The organism is Flavobacterium gelidilacus DSM 15343, assembly GCF_000422685.1.
GTDB classification, from domain to species: Bacteria; Bacteroidota; Bacteroidia; order Flavobacteriales; family Flavobacteriaceae; genus Flavobacterium; species Flavobacterium gelidilacus.
The window spans coordinates 1-3,265 of the sequence record NZ_AUGN01000038.1 but is presented as its reverse complement, the minus strand read 5'-3'; the positions used below and the strand labels follow the sequence as shown (position 1 = coordinate 3,265).

Below are 3,265 nucleotides of genomic sequence, written 5' to 3'. Positions count from 1 at the left end.
ATAAACTTTCTGCCAAAATGAATAACGCAACTTCAAAAGTAAAACAAACATACGTCAAAATAAATAAGACACCTGCCAAAGTGAATAAGACAACCGTACGAGTGAAATAAGTACTTTAAAGAATCTATTAAACAGAATAAAAACTAAAATTACTTAATTAACAAATTAAGGCTTCATACAACAACGGTTTTGTTCAATTGTTTCGCTTGGTCTTTCTTTAAAATCGTTTGTTTTTTATTAAATGTTTTGTCTATATTTGTTATGGCTTGGTAATAATTCCACACAACTGAAACAAAGCCGAGCAACGTTGTATGAAACCATTGAGCTACACAATACGCAAAAGCAACGTTGAAAAATAACAAAATATACATTATCATAATTTCATAAAGTCAATAGTAAAAATACTTAAATAATTTATGGGTGTTTTCACTCATTAAATTTAGGTGTTTTTACCTATTGTTAAATTTAAAGTTTAATATAAATTTGATGCAATATTTATAATAATAATTTAAAAAATAAAAAATTTTTATATGACCAAAATGTGTAATGAAAATTTAAGAAAAATACGAAGAGATAAAAATTACTCTCAAGAATATATTGCAAATCTTTTGAATATAAGTCTAAAAGCATATTCAGATATTGAACAAGGTAAAACTATATTGAAATATGAAATGATAATAAAACTTACTTCAATATTAAATATTTCACCAGATAATATTTGTAAAATTTCGTTACAATGTAAAAGTAAGCATGAAATAATAAATTCTAAAATTATTGACTATCTAAAAAACAATAACATCAGTATTCCAAAAGAATTATTTGAGTAGTTTTCGGTATAATTTAGAAGTTTTTAGTATTGTAAGAAGCTTATTACATATTTAGATTTGACAGGTAATATTCAGTAGCTACGAATTGAGGGATTTTTCTATATAATCCCAAAAAAAATAATTTTATAGAATAGTGCAAAATGCTAACACAATAAAATTGCAAAGTCAAATCCTATTAAAGACTAAAATTGAACTAAGAAAAATATAAACTATAAACTTTTCTATTATGAAAAAAATTAAATCACTTGCTTTTGGAGGCTTATTAGCTTCAGCTTTATTCTTTTCAACACCATCAAACGCAAAAATTATTATGCAGTATTGCCATATTTTTGCAAACGGATGTATTGGTACACATACTTACCATTCGACTTTATTTGGTTTGTACACTTGGGAAACTTATGAAGTAGTTGCTTGTCCATAATTTATTTAAAAATAAAATAAAAACGATGCTTGTTTACAAGCATCGTTTTATATATTTATAAAATGAAAAAATTAATAATATTATTTATACTTATCCCAATAATTAACTTTAGTCAAACATTAAAGGGCAATGTTATTGATAGTATATCAAAAGAAAAATTAGTTCTTGCAAATATTACATATTTGAGAAATAATAGTGGTACAAATACCAATTTACAAGGAGAATATACTTTAAACATTAAAGAACATTTAAATGATTCTATAAAAATTTCATATATAGGTTATAAATCAAAATATATTTCTCTAAAAAATTTCAATGAAAATAAAGAATATCTATTAAACTTTAATTTAATACAAGATGAAAACCAATTAAATGAAGTTATAGTAACTCAAAAGACAATTAAATACAAAAAAAAATATAAATTAAGTGAAAAAAGGGATGGCGATATTTCTATGTTTTCATTAATTGGTCATGAAACAACTTGCTTGATAGAAAACCCTAAGAACGAAGTTGGTAGAATAAAATCTGTAAAACTATATGTAAGAAAAAATAAAAATGCTGACTTTATTGCTAAATTTAGAATTAAAATTTATTCTTATGATAAAGTAAATAATAAACCATCTGAAAATTTATTGGCAGAAGATTTAATTATAAGTCCTAAAAATAAAACATATCAATATGTTATAGATTTAGAAAATAAAAAAATTCCATTTTTAGAAGATGGTGTTTGTGTAGGTATTGAGTTAGTAGACGAAAATAATACTTCAAAAAATGGGGACAAAATTGGTCCAGGTTTTAGATTTACTTATGGCGAAAATAAACAATTAACTTGGTATAACTACAGAGATAAAGGTTGGGCAAAAAATGATTTACTTAATAAAAAAAGTAATTCAATGAGTAATCTAATGGTTAGCATGACTGTATTAATGGAAAATTAAAATGAAAAAAATATACATAATTTGTATAATTATATTTTCTATAATTATACTTTCACTATTAACATACAAAGAGGATGTTATTTATGATAAATTTACAAAAGTTAAAATTGACAACAATCCATTTGATTTTGGTACAATAGGTGCTAACGATACAATCAAACATATTTTTAAATTAACTAATACAACAAATACTCTTTTTGTTATAGATAAAATCTTACCAAGCTGTACTTGTACTGTTTCAAAAACTGATAAGAAAAAATGTAAAAACGGTGAAAGTGCAAATGTAGAAGTTACATTTATACCAACCAAAAATCAGAAAAACACAATAAATACTGTTGTATTTATACAATGTAATGCAGAAAAAGGCGTTTTAAAGTTAGAATTAACAGGAAAAATAAAATAAAAAATGAAATCAAAATTTATAATATTTGTAGCTTTTTTTATGACTGCAATTTGTTTCAGTCAAGAAAAAATTGAAATTAACAATTTAATTAAAGAATGGAATCTTGTAACTTTAGAAAAAAACGGTACAATAAAAAGTGCTGATGAATTTGAAAAAGAAGAGTCAATTATTTTTTACAAGAACAATAAATTTAAAATGATAGATTCTGAACAAGCAATGAATGGAGTATGGAAATTTAATTATATCACAAATGTACTTGAATTAACTTTAATTGAATTAAATCAAAAAATAAAATTAACTGTTTTAAAGTTAAATGAAACAGAATTGGATTATATTGCAGAAGATATTGATTCAAAAATGATATTTCATTTTAAACCAAAATAAATTAATTTCTTATATATGTTAAATAATATTTAACATATAAAAACAATTATTTCATACAAAAACGGTTTTGCTATTTTTAGCAAACCGTTTTTTTATTTTGGTTGTTTTAATAAAAGTTAATCATTTAATATTTTTTTATACATTTGTTTTTCAAATCATTAAACTTATATATTATGGCTTCAACTTCTGAAAAAGGGCATGCAAAAAATATTGCAAACGCAAATTTATTAAATTCTCAAATTGCACAACTTGGTGCAATCTACAACCCAAGTAATACAAAATTACTTTTAAC

Annotated in this window: 5 protein-coding genes; all 5 read left to right on the top strand. The window is 22.9% G+C overall.

The features are described from left to right. Nucleotides 1-530: 530 nt before the first annotated feature. The 5 genes from G507_RS0109565 to G507_RS0109545 all read left to right on the top strand — a co-directional run bounded on the left by G507_RS0109565 (nt 531) and on the right by G507_RS0109545 (nt 2,973). Nucleotides 531-827: a helix-turn-helix domain-containing protein gene (locus tag G507_RS0109565; RefSeq protein WP_051191593.1), complete on the top strand. Its 297-nt coding sequence runs from the start codon at nt 531-533 to the stop codon at nt 825-827. Between the two features lie 226 nt (nt 828-1,053). Next, the gene (locus G507_RS0109560; RefSeq protein ID WP_026717269.1) at nt 1,054-1,248 is read left to right on the top strand and encodes a hypothetical protein; all 195 of its coding nucleotides are present in this window, start codon (nt 1,054-1,056) and stop codon (nt 1,246-1,248) included. A 62-nt stretch (nt 1,249-1,310) separates the two neighbouring features. Continuing rightward, nucleotides 1,311-2,186 (top strand): carboxypeptidase-like regulatory domain-containing protein, encoded by an 876-nt coding sequence (locus tag G507_RS0109555; protein ID WP_026717268.1) that lies wholly within the window; start codon nt 1,311-1,313, stop codon nt 2,184-2,186. A 1-nt stretch (nt 2,187) separates the two neighbouring features. Continuing rightward, nucleotides 2,188-2,589, top strand: coding sequence for a DUF1573 domain-containing protein (locus G507_RS0109550; RefSeq protein WP_026717267.1), 402 nt, complete (start codon nt 2,188-2,190; stop codon nt 2,587-2,589). A gap of 3 nt (nt 2,590-2,592) precedes the next feature. Then, nucleotides 2,593-2,973, top strand: a complete 381-nt coding sequence (locus G507_RS0109545; RefSeq protein WP_157496561.1) for a hypothetical protein — start codon at nt 2,593-2,595, stop codon at nt 2,971-2,973. The last annotated feature ends 292 nt before the right edge of the window (nt 2,974-3,265 follow it).

What these genes read in the sequence shown, in the direction of transcription:
- G507_RS0109550 (WP_026717267.1), top strand. Translation starts at nt 2,188, where the DNA reads ATGAAAAAAATATACATAATTTGTATAATTATATTTTCTATAATTATA.
- G507_RS0109565 (WP_051191593.1), top strand. Translation starts at nt 531, where the DNA reads ATGACCAAAATGTGTAATGAAAATTTAAGAAAAATACGAAGAGATAAA.
- G507_RS0109555 (WP_026717268.1), top strand. Translation starts at nt 1,311, where the DNA reads ATGAAAAAATTAATAATATTATTTATACTTATCCCAATAATTAACTTT.
- G507_RS0109560 (WP_026717269.1), top strand. Translation starts at nt 1,054, where the DNA reads ATGAAAAAAATTAAATCACTTGCTTTTGGAGGCTTATTAGCTTCAGCT.
- G507_RS0109545 (WP_157496561.1), top strand. Translation starts at nt 2,593, where the DNA reads ATGAAATCAAAATTTATAATATTTGTAGCTTTTTTTATGACTGCAATT.